This is a genomic window from [Empedobacter] haloabium, from assembly GCA_008011715.2.
Taxonomy (GTDB): Bacteria; Pseudomonadota; Gammaproteobacteria; order Burkholderiales; family Burkholderiaceae_D; genus Rugamonas; species Rugamonas haloabia.
The window spans coordinates 1,733,715-1,749,205 of the sequence record CP136508.1; the positions used below are offsets into that span (position 1 = coordinate 1,733,715).

Consider the following 15,491-nt stretch of genomic DNA (forward strand, 5'->3'; position numbering starts at 1 on the left):
ATGGGTCTCGGCCATGCCGCCAGGAGCCCGGCGGTCCGCCGAGCCGAACGCCCCATCCGCCACCCGCCGCGCTATACTCGGGCCGTTTTTTTGACGACCCGAGCCCATGACCGCACAGCACGACGACGATGACGACCTGATCAATGAACTGGGACTGCCCGCACGCGGCATCGCCCTCGTCAAGATGGAAGGCCGCGTGTTCCTGCGCTTCGACGGCAGCGTCACCGAAGCCGGCCTGGTCGTGCCGTATTCCCTGGTACCCGCCCACGGCGTGCTGGCCAAGCCGTCCAAGTGGCGCAAGCTGGAGCGCGAGGCGCGCGCCCAGCTGATCGGCGAGCGCTCGAACGAGCGCGCATTGCGCGAACTGGACGACAGCGTGCGCGCCTTCGTGGTCGAGATGATCGAGGAGTGCGACGAGTTCGGCCTGCGGCCGATGGATTTCCTGCACACGCTGGCGGACCTGCAGACCTCCGAGCCGGCCGGGGTCGTGTTCGACCGCATCCGCCAGCGCCTGGGCCACGCGCTGGAGCGCCAGCGCGAGGAGCAGCATGCCGAGCGTACCCGGCAAAGCATCAACCTGGCCGAATATCCGGCCTCGTTCGACGTGGCGCGGCGCATGCCGCGCAAATTCATCGCGCTGCTGGGCCCGACCAATTCCGGCAAGACGCACAAGGCGATGGAAGCGCTCGCCAAGGCCCCCAGCGGCGTCTACCTGGCGCCGCTGCGCCTGCTGGCGCTGGAAAACTACGAGCGCCTGCTGGAGGTGACGCAGCACGGCAAGCCGCTGGCCGTCAGCCTTGTCACGGGCGAGGAACGCCGCATCGCCGAGGGCGCCACGCACGTGGCCAGCACCGTCGAGATGCTGGACACCCGCACGGCCGTGGACGTGGCGGTCATCGACGAGATCCAGATGCTGGCCGACCGCGATCGCGGCGCCGCCTGGACGGCTGCCGTATGCGGCGCGCCGGCCCGCACGGTCTATCTGGTGGGCGCGCCGGAAGCAAGGCGTGCCATCGAGGCGCTGGCCGAGCGGCTGGAATGTCCGCTCGAGGTGCACGTACTGAAGCGCAAGGGACCGCTGGCGATGGAGCCATCGTCGGTGCGCAAGGTGAAGAACCTGCGGCCGGGCGACGCGCTGATCGCGTTCTCGCGCCGCGATGTGCTGATGTGGCGCGACATGGTGGCCGAGCAGGGCCACTCGGTGGCGACCGTGTACGGCAACCTGTCGCCGGAAGTGCGGCGCGCCCAGGCGCAGCGCTTCCGCGACGGCAGCGCCGACATCGTGGTCGGCACGGACGCCATCGCGATGGGCCTGAACATGCCGATCGCCCGCATCGTGATGACGTCCACGGTCAAGTTCAACGGCTACGAGGAAGAGGAAATCCCCGCCGCACTGGCGCGCCAGATCGCCGGCCGGGCCGGCCGCTATGGCATCCACGAGGAAGGGCTGGTGGCCGGCATGGACCCGGAAACGCACGAAGTGATGCGCTCGCTGTTGAAGGAAAAGCCGACCCCGCTGAACACCAGCGGCTTTTCCGTCGCGCCCACGCTGGAGCACCTGCACCGGATTGCCGCCGTCACGGGCGAGACGTCGCTGGCGAAGCTGTTGAAGCGCTTCATCCACAATATCGACGTGCCGGATGGCTTCTTCTACCCGCGCATCACGGAAGACCAGAAGGACCGCGCCGAATGGCTCGATACGCTGCCGCTGACGGTGGCCGAGAAGTTCACGCTGTCGCTGGTGCCCGTCGCGACCAAGGTGATGGCGTTGCAGAGCGCATGGGAGCACTGGGCCGTGTCGCTGTCGAAAAAGCGCGTCACGCGCCTGAAGCCGGACGAGCACATGCTGTACCACATGAGCTTGCAGGAAGTGGAGGATACCTGCCGCATGTATTCGGCCTATGCGTGGCTGGGCTACCGCCTGCCGGAGTATTTCCCGGACGTGGAACTGGCCCAGCAGCTGTCGCGCGAGGCGTCCGAGCGGGTCGATTCGATGCTGCAGGACCAGAACGCGTCGGCCCGCCGGCGCCAGCCGCGCCGACGCTGACGGAGCGGCCGCCGCCAGCGCCGGGCACGGCACCATGATCTGTGATAACGTTTTCAGGAGAATAAAGACCTGGAGACCCCATGAGCCCGAGCGCTGCCCGCCTCGACCTGGTGGATGCCCTGCGCGGCTACGCCATCGCGTCGATCATGTTGTTGCACAATATCGAGCACTTCGACCTGATGCACATGCCCGCCGGCCAGCCAGCCTGGCTGAATGGCCTGGACCGCTACGTCTGGGACAGCGCGTTCTTCCTGTTCGGCGGCAAGTCGTATGCGATCTTCGCGCTGCTGTTCGGCGTCACGTTCCACTTGCAGTTCAGCGCCCGCGCTGCGCGTGGCGAGGATTTCCGGCCGCGCTTCGTCTGGCGCATGCTGCTGTTGCTGGCGTTCGGCCTGTGCAACTCGCTGTTCTACCAGGGCGACATCCTGACGCTGTACGCCGTGCTGGCGCTGGCGCTGCTGCCGGTGGCACGCCTGCGCGATGGCGCAGTGCTGGCTATCGCACTGCTGTTGCTGCTGCAACCGCATGCCTGGGTGGCGCTGCTGCAGGCGCTGCCGGCGCCGGCCGCGACCTTGCCGGACCCGGCTTCCTGGGCCTACTTCGGCAGGGCGAACGACTATCTGGCCAATGGCACGCTGTTCGACGTCTGGCATGGCAATCTCACCAATGGCAAGGAGGGCGTGGTCCGCTGGAGCTGGGAAACCGGCCGGCTGTTCCAGATTCCCGCGCTGTTCATGCTGGGCATGCTGGCGGCGCGGCGCGGCCGCTTCACGTTGTCCGACGAGAACCGCGCATTCTGGCGCCGGGCCCTGCTGCTGGCCGTGCTGGCCTTCGTGCCCTTATATGCGCTCAACGACCAGCTGGGCGCATGGCTGCCTGCCGAGGGGGTGCGCCGTCCCGTTGCCGTGATGGCGGCGTCGTGGATGAAGCTGGCGTTCATGGTGGTGCTCGTGGCCCTGTTCGCGCTGGCCTTCCACGCTGCCGCCGCGGCCCGGCTGCTGCGGGCGTTCGCGCCGCTGGGCCGGATGAGCCTGACCGGCTATGTGCTGCAGTCCCTGGTCGGCACCGCTTTGTACTACGGCTATGGATTCGGCCTGTACCGGACCACGGGGGCGACGATGTGCCTGCTGATCGGCATCGCCCTGGCACTGCTGCAGGGCGCCCTGTGCGCCTGGTGGCTGCGCCATTATCGGCAGGGGCCACTGGAGGCGCTGTGGCATCGCGTCACGTGGATCGGCGCGCCAGCGGCAGCCGTGGCGGCACCGCGTACCTGATGCGGACCCGCCATCCCCAAGGGGCTCAATCCGGCTCGCGCCAGCGCACGCGGCCGTTGCCCGCTTCGTTCAGCCGCGCCACCAGCGCCGGCGCGGCCGTCTCGGGCAAGGTGAAAGCCATCCGTACCTCGTCCCCATGCAGCACGTCGCCCAGCGTGGCGCCGGCGGCGTCCAGCTCGCGCCGCAGCAGGCCCTCCAGCGCATACGGCACGGCGCAGTGCAGCGTGCGCGCCTTGACGATGGCGATCCGCTCGGCCGCCAGCAGGGCCTGGGCCACGCTGTCCGTATACGCCCGCACCAGGCCGCCGGCGCCCAGCTTGACGCCGCCGAAGTAGCGCACCACCGTTGCCAGCACCCCCTCCAGGTCCTGGTGGCGCAGCACGTCCAGCATGGGCCGGCCGGCAGTGCCGCTGGGCTCGCCGTCATCGACCGCGGCTGACTGGCCACCCGCCAGCAGGGCCCAGCAGACGTGCGCGGCGCCCGGATGCTGCGCCTTCAGCTGCGCGACGACGGCCTGGGCGGCGGCCCGGTCGCTCATCGGCTGGACGCAGGCCAGGAAGCGGCTTTTCTTGATGGTCAGGTCGGCAAAGCAGGGCGTGGCGAGGGTATGCGGCATGGGGGAGCGTGAACGGATGGAGCGCCGATTGTACCGGGCCGCGGGCCTGACCGTGCAGTGGCGGGCGATCCGGTAGGCAATTCCAATCGCTCAGGCATGCGCCCGCGTGCTAAGGTGAAGGCCGCCCGTCAGTCATGAGAAGGGAGGCGACAGCATGGGAGTCATCGACGAACGACGCAGGGACAGCGCCACCGCCCACATCATCGACCATGGGGTATCGGTTGCCTGCACGCACGGCTGGCGCTACGCGGCGCATTACCTGGAGAACCAGGGCGTTGCCGCGGCCACGATCCGGCGCGTGCTGCTGGGCGACGGCAGCGCGCGTGCCGGTGCCAGCTGTGCGCCGCACTGGTACGGCGTGCCGGCGCGGGAGCGCGACAGCCTGCCCGGCGCCAGCACCTGACGGCGACTCAGGGCGCCAGCGCGCCGCTGTGTTCCGGCTGGCTGGCCGGCTGCCGGCGCGCGCCGCTGCGGCGCCGGTTCGGGTCGTACAACACGCGCATGATGGTGGCCGTGCCCACGCAGTGCATGCGCAGGAACTCTTCGGCGTAATGGCGGTCGTGGCGCTCCAGCAGCACGAGCGCCTGGTCGATGATCGTCGCCAGTTCCACATTGCTGCGCGGGCAGGGCGCGCTCGGGCTGCGCGCCGAAATACAAGGCATCGACCGTCGCAGCCGGTCCTCGCGCGTGCCGGGATGCCGGGCATCCGTGGCCCGCCGCGGCCCGCCCCGGGACAGCACGCGCAATGCCACGTGGCGCGGCACTTCGCGCATGCGCATATGGCGCCAGGCCTTGACGCAGCCCCACAGGAGGTCGATATCCAGTGCGGCCGCGACAGCCAGCGCGGTCTGTTGGTCCTTGCGCTGATCGATGGTCATCTGAGCCTCGCAACTGCCGTTGAAGTCTCGCGGAAAGTGTCGCAGGAAGCCTGGCAGCATCGTGCGGCGATCCTGCAGCCATGCTGCCGAAGGGATGGCATGACCTTAGCACGTAACCGGGCCGTTGGTCATTGAATTTGGCAATGGACCGGCGCGGCATGAAAAAAGGCCCTGCGCTGGCAGGGCCCGGTCATGACTGTGACGCTCAACCGATCCGGCGCCGCCGCAGCGCCGCCAGGCCGACCAGTCCGACACCGAGCATCAGGTAGGCACCCGGTTCCGGCACGGCCTGCAGCGGCGTCGACTCGATGCGCACGGCCACCTCGCCCAAGCGCGAGTCGAGGAACAGCGCGTCCGAGAACGTCAGCGGGGTGGTGCCGACGCCGATCACGTCGAAGCGGATGTGCGCCAGCGCGCCGCCGCCGCTGACGCCGGCCGACGGTCCCACCAGCGTGTTGTAGACGAACGAGACGGCACCGGTCGTATTGTCGATGCTGCCGTAGCCGCTGACCGTATTGCCGCCGGAACCCAGGAAGGCGCCTTCGGTGACGCCGGTTGCGCGCAGGACGCCCGGATCGAACGACAGCGAGAACTGATATCCATACAGGTCGCTGACATCGGCGATCAGCACGCTCAGGTCGACCGTCGAGCCGAGTACGGCCGGGTTCGGGGTTGCGCTGACGGACAACACGGGAGCGGCCAATGCCTGTGCGGACGCTGCGCCCAGCAGCAGCGCGATCAACAGGCGGTTATTCCAGGCTTGCCAACTATTCACATTAATCTCCTTTGCCCCAGGCGCGCGCGGCCCGCGGGCGTTGATGGACCCGCCGGCATGCCGGCGGGAGTCTGCCGATGCGGCGGGCCGGCTGGCCCGCCGCGCCGTGGTGCCGCATCAGCTGCAGGACGAGCCCTTGGCTACCAGCTGCGAGACGCCGCTCAGGTCGCGGATATCGACCACGCCGTCGCCGTTGACATCAGCGCGGGCGTCATACCCGGGCTGGCCGCTGCGCTTGCCCAATGCGCCGCGCACGATGGTCAGGTCGGCGCAATCGGCAGTGCCGTCGCCGTTGACGTCGCCCGCCAGCCGGATCGTGAAGTTCGCGTTCGAGACGTCGAAGAACACGTTGCCCACGGCCGCGACCTTGATGCGTGCCGTCTTCGAGGCGACGGCTGGCAAGGTGACCGCCGTGCTGCCGCTGTTCGGCGTGCTTTCCGCCAGCACGTGCGGGAACGTCTTGCCGCCGTCCAGCGACAGGGTGATGCGCACGTTCTGCGTATTCACCGGCGCGGCATTGGTGTTGGCGACGCTCCAGGTGACGGTCTGCGTCGAGCCCGCGTTGACCGTCGCCGCCGCGTTGTGCGACGTGACGCGGAACGGGCCCGCGTCCGGCGCCAGCGTCAGGCGCGTGCTGGCGCTGCCCACGCCGCCCTGGCCGTCACGCACGGTCAGGCGGAAGTTCAGCGCACGCGGATTGACACCCGGCAGGCCGACGTAGTCCGCGGTCGGCAGGAATTCCGAGAAGCAGTCGATGTCGGCCGCCGTCGGGTTCGAGGCCGGCGTCGCGCAGGCGCCCGTTTCCGCGTTCGTGTTGTTGGCCAGGATCTGCGCGATATCGGGGAACACCCGGGTCGGGTCGGCCGTCGTCTGGTTCTCGCCCGGCGAGTTGTACTGGATCGTGCCGCTGCTCGTCACGACGGCGCGCACGCCGAACTGGCGGAACAGGGGGCCGCTGGTCTTGGTGTTGTCCAGCAGTGCCGTGCCGCCGTTGCCGCCGCGGTCGGTCTGCTCCCACAGGTAGGTCAGCGGGTCGCCGTCGGCATCGGCCGCGCTGCCGGTCAGCGCGAAGGGCGTGCGCAGCGGGATCGCGTACCCGGCCGGCACCGTCACGACGGGTGCCGCGTTGCCGGTCGCGCTGACCTTGCCACCGCGCGCGGTCGGACCGCCGGCGGTGATCTCGCCCACGACGGCGCTGCAACCGCCCGTGCAGTTGACGATTTCGAGCTGCGCGACATTGGTGCCCGCCAGCGTACCGTTGAACGTGACGGTGAAGCCCGTGTCCGAGACGCTGCTGATGGCGGCGGTGGCGCCGGCCGGCCAGCCCTCGATGCTCTGGATGGCTTCCTTCAGCGCGCCGACGCTGTAGTTGCGGCCGCGCACGATCGGTGCGGACAGCTTGCCGTTCCAGCGGACCTGGAATTGCTGGCCGTCGGTCGCGAACTTGCGCAGCGCCACCATCTGGACTTCGTTCAGCACGCTTTCGGCGCCACTGACGTAGCTGACGATCTCGTCGAAGCTGCGCTGCGACCAGTACGGGTCGCTGTGCGGCTGCAGGTTGTCGGTGCTGCAGATGCCGGCGTAGGCCATGATGGACGAGCCGCTGCCCGGCTCGACCGACGTTTCCGGATTGCGGTTGCCACCCGAGCAGCTGGAAGTGACGCCGTTGAACGTGTGGTTGCCGGAGAACTGGTGGCCCAGCTCGTGCGCCACGTAGTCCACCGCGAACAGGTCGCCCACCGGCGTCGGTACGCCGGTGCAACCCTGCGCCTTGGCGCTGCCGCCCACCACGCCCAGGCTGGCGATGCCGCCGCCGTTCAGGCCCAGCCCGATGTGGCCGACGTCGAAGTTGCTGGCGCCGGCCAGCAGGCCCGTGACGATACGGTTGCGGCCCAGCAGGCTGCTGCTGCAGCCGCTGGCCTGGCTCGGCGTGTAGCAGGCGGTGGCGCCGCACGGGCCATCGGCGCCCGTCATCTCGGCCGCCGTGTTCAGGTTGAGCTTGTCGGTGGCGTCGATCAGCACCAGGCGGATCGACGTCTCGTCCTCGTACACCTGGCTGACGCGGTTGATCAGCGTGACCTTGGCGGCGGTGACGTTGGCCGCGCCGAAATAGCTGGCGTACGACGGGTCGGTCACGAGGGCCAGGCGGTAGGTGCGCAGCTGGCTGCCCGTGCTGGCCTCGACGGCCGCGTCCTCGCGCACCACGTGGTAGGCTGCCGCGCTGGTGTTGCGGCCGTCGCTGGCCGTGACCTCGTAGGCGCCCGGGTTGCCGTTCGGGTCGGCCGTCAGCGTCGCCTTCACCGTACCGTCCTGGTCGGCGGTGGCGGTAACGGTGCGCAGCGGTGCGCTGTCGCCCTCGGCGCGCACGGTCAGGTTGACGCTGGCGCCCGGCGCGAAGCCGACGCCGCGCACTTCCAGCGCGTCGCCCGCGCGGTAGAAGCCGCGGGTCAGCGTCAGCTGCGCTTCCGCCAGCGGTTTTTCCAGCAGCGGACCATGCTGGTTCGGCAGGTCGCGCCGGTGATAGCTGGCATACAGGCTGTCGTCCAGGTGATAGTACGGATCGACATACCAGCCGCCGTTCGGCGAGCGCACCGAGGCGTGCAGGCCCAGCGGCGTGATGTCCATGCGCAGCGTCGCGCCCGGGTCGTCCACGCCCTTGCCTTTATAAGTCTTGATATCCGGGTGCTTGGCGGCCAAGCCCGCTTCCATTACGGGCGACTCGACGATGACGAAGCGCTGGTAGCCGCCGTCCGGATGGGGCAGCGAAATGGTCTGCTCGCCGACGACGGCGCCGTCGCGGCGCTCCATCGGCGCGCCGGCCGTCAGCGACCGCATGCCGCCCTTGTCCAGGGTGGCCGCATGGAATTTGCGCGGCTTGACGGACAGCTGGCGGCCGCCGCCCACGGTCAACGATTCCGTCGGCACCGGCACGCTTTGCCAGTACGCGGCCGCCGCCTGGGTCGACACCGGCGCGCTCGCCTGCGCCGCGTGGGCCGGGGCGAGGGCGGCGGCCCATCCGAGGGCGATGCACAGGGCCAGCGTGGTGCGTGCGCCGGGGCCGCGCTTGGTCGGTCGGGTCAGCCCATCGGGTGCGGACGGGGGCGAAAGCTTGATTCTCATGCGGTGTCCTTTCGGGTATCGGATTCTCTACACTTCGGTGGCCGTTCTGTGTTGTGGTCCTGTCCTGTGACGGCCGGCGGTCGCGTGCCCGCCGTCCGTTGTACGGGCGGCATGTTTTTAAGGCAACGGCCAAGTATTGCTGAATTGTCTAGCTGTCACAACCGTATTTAGTCGGCTGTTGTAAAGAAGATAAAGCTATTGCGCCAGGGGGCGAGTTGGTCTAGGAAGGCGGTATGCGCCGGGGGCGCCGGCACGCCGGCAAATGGACGAGCATGAAGGGCCCGGGTCAGCCCGCCAGGCATGCTCCGCGTTATGTTAGATGGGCGCGCGACATCATCAGATGGGTCTGCTAAGCTGACTTATCACTTGCTAGTGTCGTGGAACTTTTTGTAAGGATGGGAGTCTGCCATGTGGACGAAACTATTGTGTGCTGCGGCGCTCGGCGCGGCGGCGGCCGGCGCGTCGGCCGAGACCTCTTGGGATTTCAGCTATACGGGCTTTCTGAACGGGGAAACCAATGTGTTCGATCCAACCCTGCGTTACAGCGGCAGCTTCGCAGGCGAGGACAGCGACGGTAACGGCGAGCTCGACATCACTGAGCTGACGCACTTCAGCTGGGACGACAAGCTCTACATCGACCGCGGCGGGCGGCCCTGTGGCCCGGGCCAGTGCGAGCTGCACAAGTTCACCTACGACCTGGGGCTGAGCAAACTCAACTTCGTCTCCGAGTGGACGTATGCCGACGACGCCTCGCGCTCATCGGGCTCGACCATCGCCGGTTCGCAGCTGAGCTTTTTCGGCTACACGCAAGGTGGCGGCACGATCGCGTCGAACCTGCTGTGGACGCCGGAAACGCGCTTCGTCATCAACGCGGTGCCGGAGCCGGCGACCGTCGTCATGCTGGGCGTAGGCCTGGCGGCGATCGGGGTGGTGGCGCGGCGGCGCCGGGCGGACTGAGGCCTGGTTGCGTCAGTCCGGCACGACGGCGCGGAACGTGATCTCGATCAGCTGATCGGGAAACGCCAGCTGGGAAATGCCGATCAGGTTGCTGGCCACGGCCGGCTGGTCGCTGCCGTATACCTCCTTGCGCACCGCGCCGGCGGCCTTGAAGGCCGCACCCACGTCCAGCACATACAGCGTTTCCTCGACCACGTGGTCGAGCGTCGCGCCGAATTGCGCCAGCAGCTCGGCGGCATTGCGATAGGTCTGGCGCATCTGCTCCGCCATATTGTCGAAGTCGCGCGGCCGCCCATGTTCGTCCAGCGCGGCGGGCGCGACCAGCTGGCCGTCCCTGTCGTGGCTCAGCTGGCCCGACACGTAGATCGTATCCTTGACCTTCACGGCCTGGCTGTAGCCGTATGCCTGTTCCCAGGCGACGCCGAAGTTGGCGGTGTTCTTTTCCAAAGTGGTGTGCATGTCTTCCCCTGTGACGGTTGATGGCACCGGGTGGCGCGAACCCGATGTGCTGCCGGCAGGATAGGCGAGGGGCGGCGCCGGCGCATCTACCCGTCAGCCGGGCAGGTAGTAGCCAATTTTGGGGAGGCGGCGCTGGCCGGAGCGCCAAAACGAAAACGCCAACCCGAAGGTTGGCGTTTTCGTGAATTCTTGGTAGGCCGTGCGGGATTCGAACCTGCGACCAACGGATTAAAAGTCCGCTGCTCTACCAGCTGAGCTAACGACCCAAGGTAAAACTTTTTTTGCAAGTGGTAGGCCGTGCGGGATTCGAACCTGCGACCAACGGATTAAAAGTCCGCTGCTCTACCAGCTGAGCTAACGACCCCTTGCAGTACAACAAACAACGATCTTTCGAGTGGTAGGCCGTGCGGGATTCGAACCTGCGACCAACGGATTAAAAGTCCGCTGCTCTACCAGCTGAGCTAACGACCCTCCGAAAGAAGCGGGATTATAGGATGCCCCGGCCGTCGTTGTCAAATGCTGTTGAGCAAATCCGTTAAGCCGGCGGCATGCTTTGCCCCGGCTCCGGCATCACTTGCTGCCCAGGCGCTCCTTGGCCGTGCGCGCCGCCGTCGTGTTCGGGTAGTTCTTGACGAGGTCCTGCAGCGTCTTCTTGGCGTTGTTCACCGCTTTCAGCTCGGTCTGGCAGCTGGCGATGTTCAGCATCGCGTCCGGCGCCTTCGGGCTGTCCGGGTAGTTCTTGATGACCTGCTGCTGGGCCAGGATGGCGTTCTTGCAGTCGCGCTGCGCGTAATAGGCGTTGCCCAGCCAGTACTGCGCGCCGGCGGCGTAGGCCGAGCCGGGGTATTTACGTACGAAGGCCTGCAGCGACGTGGCGGCGGCTTCGTAGTTGCCTTCCTTGAACTGCTGCATGGCCGCGTCGTAGGCGTTCTGTTCGCCCTGGTCGACGGAGGCGGTCTTACCGTCGATTTCCACCTCGCGCGGCTCCAGCTTGCGCAGGCGCGCGTCCAGGTCGGCATAGAAGTCCTTCTGGCGCTTGGTGGCGATGGTGATCTCGTTTTCCAGCACTTCCAGCTGGCCGCGCAGGCGGGCGATTTCCTGCATCGTCTGCTCGTGCTGGTTCAGCATGTCGAGCGTGACGCTTTTCTCGGCCTTGGTGTCGAGGCGGGCATTGATGTCCTTGCTCAGCGCTTCGACCTTGGCACGCAGATCCAGGATGGCGCGGCGCGCTTCGTCGTCGTCGAAGACGCCGGCGGTTGCATGCAGGGACAGGCCGGCAAACGCCAGCGCGAGGGCCGTCTTGGCGAATTTCATCATGTTTCTCTACGCTTTCCAATAAAAAACGGGACAACACGCAGTATAGCCGCGCATTGCCCCGTTGTACCCGTGAAAGGGATTTGTGCTGCCGGGATTACTTGTAGACGATGTCCGCACGGCGGTTTTGCGCCCATGCTTCCTCGTTGTGGCCTTCGGCCTTCGGCTTTTCCTTGCCCAGCGAAACGGCTTCGATCTGGCCTTCCGGTACGCCCAGGGCGGTCATCGCCTTGCGCACGGCTTCGGCACGCTTCTGGCCCAGTGCCAGGTTGTATTCGGCGCCGCCGCGTTCGTCGGTGTTGCCTTGGATCAGGATCTGGCGGTTGCTGTTCTTGGTCAGGTACTGCGAGTGGTTTTCCACGACCGGCTTGCCGTCTTCACGCACCACGTAGCTGTCGAAGTCGAAGTAGACGCTGCGGTTGGCCAGCACGCCTTTCGGATCGTCCAGCGGGTCGATCGACTTGGTTTCCACCGGTGCGACGGTGCGGGTCGGCTCGGCCTGGGCGGTCGGTTCCGCCGGCTTGCTTTCCACTACCGGTGCCGGTTCGGTCACTTTGACGGGCGACGAGCAAGCAGCGAGCAGGGCTGCGCTGGTGATGATGAAGGCGAGACTTTTTACGTTACGCATGTTATTTCTCCTGGTCGTTGTGAAAGGTATTGCTGCTTTACTTCATGAAAGGACCCCAGGTGGGCTCCTTGATTGCTCCCGCCTGGATCGTCAGGCGTTGCTTGACCCGGCCATCCACCGACACGACGGCCAGCGCCTTGCGTCCGCCCGATTCGGTCGAGTACAGGATGTACTTGCCGTTCGGGGCGAAGCTGGGGGCCTGGTCGTTCGTGTTGTCCGACAGACGTTGCTCCTGGCCGCTGGCCAGATCCATCACATAAAGCTGGAAGTTGCCGGAGCGCCGGGAAATATAGGCCAGCGATTTCCCGTCGGAGGAAATGCGCGGGCTGATGTTGTAGCTGCCGCTGAACGTCACGCGTTGGGCATCGCCGCCGTTCACGCTCATGCGGTAGATCTGCGGGCCGCCGCTGCGGTCGCTGGTGAAGTAGATCGACTGGCCGTCGGCGGAGAACTGCGGCTCCGTATCGATGCCGGTGCTGTTCGATACCCGGCGCAGGCCGCCGCCGGTGGCATTGGCGATGTAGATCTGCGTATTGCCCGTCTTCGACAGCGCCACGGCGATCTTGCTGCCGTCCGGCGACCAGGCCGGCGCCGAGTTGCTGCCTTTCTCGTTGGCGATCACGGTGCGCTGGCGCGTGACCAGGTTCTGCACGTAGATCACCGGCTTCTTCTGCTCGAACGAGACGTAGGCCACCTTGGTGCCGTCCGGCGACCACGATGGCGAGATGATCGGCTCGTTCGACGACAGTGCCAGCTGCACGTTCTCGCCGTCCGCGTCCGCCACTTCCAGGCGGTACGAGCGGCCCTGCTGCGTGACGTAGGCGATGCGGGTGGCGAAGATGCCGCGTACGCCGGTCAGTTTTTCATACACGTCGTCGGCGATCTTGTGGCCGGCCAGGCGCGTGAACTGCGGCGCGGCCTGCTGGTCCAGTTGCGACAGCTTGCTGTTCTGCACCGTCGACATCAGCTTGTAACGCACGGCAAACGTGCCGTCCGCCGCTTTCTGCACCGTGCCCACGACCACGGCGTCCGCGCCTTTCGATTTCCAGGCCGACAGGTCGACGTTGTTGACGTCGGCAATTGTGCCGGCGTCGATGACCTTGAACGCGCCGGAGCGCTCCAGGTCGGTCTTGATGACTTTTGAGATCTGCGTCGGCGAGACGGACTCGTCGGCAAACGTCGCCACCGCGACGGGAATCTGGTTGCTGCCCACGCCGGAAATTTCGACGCGCAGCTGCGCCTGGGCGGACAGGGCGGCCAGCAGGCCGGCGCTCAGTAATACGGTATTGAGTTTTTTCATAGTTCGCATCAAGGCAAGTCTTTCAGTTTGAATGCCGCGGTAATCTCCCGCTCCACCGTACCGTCTTTCTTCTTCGGCAGAGGCGACGACTTGGCGATCGCGTTCTCCACGGCGGTATCGTAGGCGGGAATGCCGCTGCTCTTGATCTTTCGGACCGAAATAATTTCCCCAGTTGGCAATTGCGTGATCTGGAACTCGGCACTCGGGTTGCCCGGCACGTCCTGGCTGCCCGCGTAGCTGATATTGCTCTTGATCTTCGCCGCGACGGCCGCCTTGTAACCGCTGTCCGACTTCGGCGCGGTCGATTTCTCGGCCGTGCCGGTGCCGCCGGCGGCGGAGCCCAGGATGCGGCGCATTTCCTCGGCGCGCTGCTTCTCCAGCTTGGCGGTCGCTTCGGCGGCGGCCTTCTTCTTCGCCAGTTCCTTTTTCTTGTCGTCTTCTTTCTTCTTCTCGGCCTGTTCTTTTTCCTCGGCCAGCTTCTGCTTTTCTTCCTCTTCGCGCTTTTTCTTCTCGGCGAGCTTCTTGTCCTCGAGTTTCTTCTGCTCGAGTTTTTCCTTGCGTTCTTGCTCCAGCTTGCGCTCCCTGGCTTCCTGTTCGGCCGCCAGCTTTTCCGCCTGCTTCTTCTCGCGCTCCTTCTTCAGCGCGATGTCCGGATCGACCTTCGGCGGCGCCACTTTTTCCGGCGGCGGGGCAGGGGTCGGCGCCGGCGGCGGCGTGCGCACCGGTTCCGGTTCCGGTTCCGGCTCGGGCGGCGGCGCCTTCGGCGCGGCCTGCTGCGTCGACAGGTCCCACACCTCCGCTTCCACGGCCACCGGCTCGGAGTTCTGCCAGTTGATCCCGCCCCACAGGAACAGGAACAACAGCGCATGCATGCCGATCGCCAGCGCGAACGCGCGCCCGCCGCTGTCGTGCTTCGGCACGCGGTAGGGGCTGCCTTCGGTGAACTGTGTCGCTGTCGTCATGCCGTCACTTCGTTGCCAGGCCGACCCGCGCGATGCCCATCTTCTTCGCTTCGGAGATCAGCTGGATCACGTCGTCGTATTTGCTTTCCTTGTCGCCCGCTATCAAGACCGGGTAGTCGGGATTGTCCTCGTGCAGCGCCTGCAGCTTTTTCACGAGCGCATCGCGATTGGGCGCCGTTTCCGGCGCATCCGCATTCTTGCCCGCCACGCCGATCGACAGCGCACCATTCGGCTTGATCGTCACCTGGATGTAGGCATCGGGCGGCCGCACGGATTTCTCCGCGTGCGGCAGGTCGATCGAGCTGGGGTTGTTCGAGCTGGGCATGACCATGAAGATGATCAGCAGGCACAGCATCACGTCGATGTACGGCACGACGTTGATCTCGGACTTGAGCTTGCGCCCGCGTCCGCCGCGCATGCCACCGCTGTTGAAGGAAGAGGCCATGCTGGTCTCCCGTTAGCGCGACTGCCGCTGCAGGATGTTGGAGAACTCCTCGACGAAGCTCTCGAAACGGATCGCCAGGCGGTCGATGTCGTGCGAAAAACGGTTGTAGGCGACAACGGCCGGGATCGCGGCGAACAGGCCGATCGCCGTGGCGATCAGCGCTTCGGCGATGCCGGGGGCAACGGCCGACAGCGTGGCCTGCTGCACGTTGGCCAGGCCGCGGAACGCGTTCATGATGCCCCACACGGTGCCCAGGAGGCCAATGTACGGCGACACCGAACCGACCGAGGCCAGGAAGGCCAGATGCGATTCCAGCGCATCCATCTCGCGCTGGAAGGCGGCACGCATGGCGCGGCGGGCGCCGTCCAGGATGGCGCCCATGTCCAGCGTTTCGCGCGAGGCGGACGCGGCCTGCTTGCCCTTGATGAACTCGCCCATGCCGGCCTCGAAGATGCGCGCCAGCGCGCCGCTGCTGACACGGTTGCTGCTGGCGTTCTGGTACAGCGCGTGCAGGTTGCCGCCGGCCCAGAAGGTTTTTTCGAAGTCGATCGTCAGGCGGCGCGCGGCGCGCACGTCGAACATTTTCTTGAAGATATAGGTCCAGCTGACAAGCGAGATGCCAAGCAGCAGCGCCATGATCAGCTGGACGATCAGGTGTGCGTTGGCGATGAGGGCGATAAAGGAAAGATCCTGGGTGGCGTTCATTGGGTCTCGGT

15 protein-coding genes and 3 tRNA genes are annotated in these 15,491 nt (G+C 66.5%); 4 read left to right on the forward strand and 14 right to left on the reverse strand.

Annotation, left to right across the window (positions count from 1 at the left end; all coding sequences use genetic code 11):
• Window positions 1–106 precede the first annotated feature (106 nt).
• Together E7V67_007525 and E7V67_007530 are read left to right on the forward strand one after the other, a co-directional pair.
• Window positions 107–2,047: a helicase-related protein gene (locus tag E7V67_007525; GenBank protein WUR14951.1), complete on the forward strand. Its 1,941-nt coding sequence runs from the start codon at window positions 107–109 to the stop codon at window positions 2,045–2,047.
• Window positions 2,048–2,127: 80 nt separating this feature from the next.
• The gene (locus E7V67_007530) at window positions 2,128–3,321 is read left to right on the forward strand and encodes a DUF418 domain-containing protein (protein WUR14952.1); all 1,194 of its coding nucleotides are present in this window, start codon (window positions 2,128–2,130) and stop codon (window positions 3,319–3,321) included.
• Window positions 3,322–3,346: 25 nt separating this feature from the next.
• Here E7V67_007530 and E7V67_007535 read toward each other — a convergent pair whose 3' ends face one another.
• Window positions 3,347–3,937 (reverse strand): YigZ family protein, encoded by a 591-nt coding sequence (locus E7V67_007535; GenBank protein ID WUR14953.1) that lies wholly within the window; start codon window positions 3,935–3,937, stop codon window positions 3,347–3,349.
• A 154-nt stretch (window positions 3,938–4,091) separates the two neighbouring features.
• Here E7V67_007535 and E7V67_007540 point away from each other — a divergent pair, with 154 nt between their 5' ends.
• Complete coding sequence (locus E7V67_007540) at window positions 4,092–4,340, forward strand: hypothetical protein (GenBank protein WUR14954.1); 249 nt, start codon at window positions 4,092–4,094, stop codon at window positions 4,338–4,340.
• A gap of 7 nt (window positions 4,341–4,347) precedes the next feature.
• Here E7V67_007540 and E7V67_007545 read toward each other — a convergent pair whose 3' ends face one another.
• The 3 genes from E7V67_007545 to E7V67_007555 all read right to left on the reverse strand — a co-directional run bounded on the left by E7V67_007545 (window position 4,348) and on the right by E7V67_007555 (window position 8,710).
• Window positions 4,348–4,815 carry a hypothetical protein gene (locus E7V67_007545; GenBank protein WUR14955.1) on the reverse strand — a complete coding sequence of 156 codons (468 nt, stop codon included), beginning with the start codon at window positions 4,813–4,815 and terminating at the stop codon, window positions 4,348–4,350.
• Between the two features lie 205 nt (window positions 4,816–5,020).
• The gene (locus tag E7V67_007550) at window positions 5,021–5,590 is read right to left on the reverse strand and encodes a cohesin domain-containing protein (protein ID WUR14956.1); all 570 of its coding nucleotides are present in this window, start codon (window positions 5,588–5,590) and stop codon (window positions 5,021–5,023) included.
• Window positions 5,591–5,707: 117 nt separating this feature from the next.
• Window positions 5,708–8,710, reverse strand: coding sequence for a M12 family metallo-peptidase (locus E7V67_007555; protein WUR14957.1), 3,003 nt, complete (start codon window positions 8,708–8,710; stop codon window positions 5,708–5,710).
• A 408-nt stretch (window positions 8,711–9,118) separates the two neighbouring features.
• Between E7V67_007555 and E7V67_007560 the strand changes: the two genes are divergently transcribed.
• Window positions 9,119–9,667 (forward strand): PEP-CTERM sorting domain-containing protein, encoded by a 549-nt coding sequence (locus E7V67_007560; GenBank protein WUR14958.1) that lies wholly within the window; start codon window positions 9,119–9,121, stop codon window positions 9,665–9,667.
• 12 nt (window positions 9,668–9,679) lie between these two features.
• Here the strand turns inward: E7V67_007560 and E7V67_007565 are convergent, their stop codons facing one another.
• The 10 genes from E7V67_007565 to tolQ all read right to left on the reverse strand — a co-directional run bounded on the left by E7V67_007565 (window position 9,680) and on the right by tolQ (window position 15,480).
• Window positions 9,680–10,126 (reverse strand): RidA family protein, encoded by a 447-nt coding sequence (locus tag E7V67_007565; GenBank protein WUR14959.1) that lies wholly within the window; start codon window positions 10,124–10,126, stop codon window positions 9,680–9,682.
• A 190-nt stretch (window positions 10,127–10,316) separates the two neighbouring features.
• Window positions 10,317–10,392: transfer RNA gene (locus E7V67_007570), tRNA-Lys, on the reverse strand.
• A gap of 22 nt (window positions 10,393–10,414) precedes the next feature.
• Window positions 10,415–10,490, reverse strand: a tRNA-Lys gene (locus tag E7V67_007575).
• A gap of 31 nt (window positions 10,491–10,521) precedes the next feature.
• Window positions 10,522–10,597, reverse strand: a tRNA-Lys gene (locus E7V67_007580).
• Window positions 10,598–10,696: 99 nt separating this feature from the next.
• A complete protein-coding gene (ybgF, locus tag E7V67_007585; protein WUR14960.1) occupies window positions 10,697–11,443 on the reverse strand; it encodes a tol-pal system protein YbgF in 747 nt (248 codons plus the stop codon).
• 94 nt (window positions 11,444–11,537) lie between these two features.
• Window positions 11,538–12,068: a peptidoglycan-associated lipoprotein Pal gene (gene pal / locus E7V67_007590; protein ID WUR14961.1), complete on the reverse strand. Its 531-nt coding sequence runs from the start codon at window positions 12,066–12,068 to the stop codon at window positions 11,538–11,540.
• 37 nt (window positions 12,069–12,105) lie between these two features.
• Window positions 12,106–13,377 carry a Tol-Pal system beta propeller repeat protein TolB gene (gene tolB / locus E7V67_007595; GenBank protein WUR14962.1) on the reverse strand — a complete coding sequence of 424 codons (1,272 nt, stop codon included), beginning with the start codon at window positions 13,375–13,377 and terminating at the stop codon, window positions 12,106–12,108.
• Window positions 13,377–14,330, reverse strand: coding sequence for a cell envelope integrity protein TolA (gene tolA / locus E7V67_007600; GenBank protein ID WUR14963.1), 954 nt, complete (start codon window positions 14,328–14,330; stop codon window positions 13,377–13,379). Before tolA ends, tolB begins: the two co-directional genes overlap by 1 nt.
• 4 nt (window positions 14,331–14,334) lie before the next feature.
• Window positions 14,335–14,775, reverse strand: coding sequence for a biopolymer transporter ExbD (locus E7V67_007605; GenBank protein WUR14964.1), 441 nt, complete (start codon window positions 14,773–14,775; stop codon window positions 14,335–14,337).
• Window positions 14,776–14,787: 12 nt separating this feature from the next.
• Window positions 14,788–15,480 carry a protein TolQ gene (tolQ, locus tag E7V67_007610; protein WUR14965.1) on the reverse strand — a complete coding sequence of 231 codons (693 nt, stop codon included), beginning with the start codon at window positions 15,478–15,480 and terminating at the stop codon, window positions 14,788–14,790.
• Window positions 15,481–15,491 lie beyond the last annotated feature (11 nt).